General features: G+C 75.4%; 2 protein-coding genes. One reads left to right on the top strand and one right to left on the bottom strand.

What is annotated here, in order from left to right; all coding sequences use genetic code 11:
- The coding region (locus SACPADRAFT_RS0216150) for an SbcC/MukB-like Walker B domain-containing protein (RefSeq protein WP_007027801.1) at positions 1-683 on the top strand (683 nt) is incomplete at its 5' end.
- A gap of 54 nt (positions 684-737) precedes the next feature.
- Here the strand turns inward: SACPADRAFT_RS0216150 and SACPADRAFT_RS34070 are convergent.
- Positions 738-849, bottom strand: a 112-nt coding sequence (locus SACPADRAFT_RS34070; RefSeq protein ID WP_007027802.1) for an MGMT family protein, incomplete at its 5' end; no start/stop codon positions are given.

The following is an 849-nucleotide window of genomic DNA, read 5'->3' as shown; positions in this document are numbered from 1 at the left end:
CCGCGGTGCGGGCCCGTGAACGGGTGGACGAGGCCCTGGTCGCGTGGCGGGGCAGCCAGGAGCGGGCGCGGGCACTCGACGGGCTGGCGGTCGCGTTCGAGGACGCCCTCGCCCGGCTCGCCCCCGCCGAGGAGGCGTTCACCGAGCTGGACGCCCTCACCGACGTGGTCAACGGCCGGGGGCAGAACACCCGCAAGATGTCGCTGCGGTCGTACGTGCTCGCCGCGCGGCTGGAGGAGGTCGCGGTGGCGGCGACGGTGCGGCTGCGCACGATGAGCCACGGCCGGTACTCGTTCGTGCACTCCGACGAGGCGGGTGACCGCGGCAGGCGCGGGGGACTGGGACTGGACGTGCTGGACGACTACTCGGGCACGGTGCGGCCGGCGAAGACGCTCTCCGGCGGGGAGTCGTTCCTGGCGTCGCTGTCGCTGGCGCTCGGCCTGGCCGACGTGGTGGCAGCCGAGACCGGCGGCGCGCTGCTCGACACGCTCTTCGTCGACGAGGGGTTCGGCACGCTGGACGCCGACACCCTCGACGTGGTGATGGGCGTGCTCGACGAGCTGCGGGCCGGTGGCCGGGTGGTCGGCCTCGTCTCGCACGTCGAGGAGCTGCGCCAGCGCATCCCCACCCGCCTGCGGGTGCGCAAGGCCCGCACCGGCTCCACCCTCCGGATCGAGACCTGACACGCGGGGTCGCCGACCGCGGGACCGGTCACCGTCGGGCGGGGTCGCCGGGCCTCAGCGGCGTTCGAGGTCGAGCAGCGCCCGTTTGACGTCGGTGCCCCACCGGAACCCGCCGAGCGAGCCGTCGCCGCGCAGCACCCGGTGGCACGGCACGAACAGGGCCGCG

Source organism: Saccharomonospora iraqiensis subsp. paurometabolica YIM 90007, from assembly GCF_000231035.2.
Classification (GTDB): domain Bacteria; phylum Actinomycetota; class Actinomycetes; order Mycobacteriales; family Pseudonocardiaceae; genus Saccharomonospora; species Saccharomonospora paurometabolica.
This window is presented reverse-complemented; position numbering and strand designations above follow the sequence as displayed.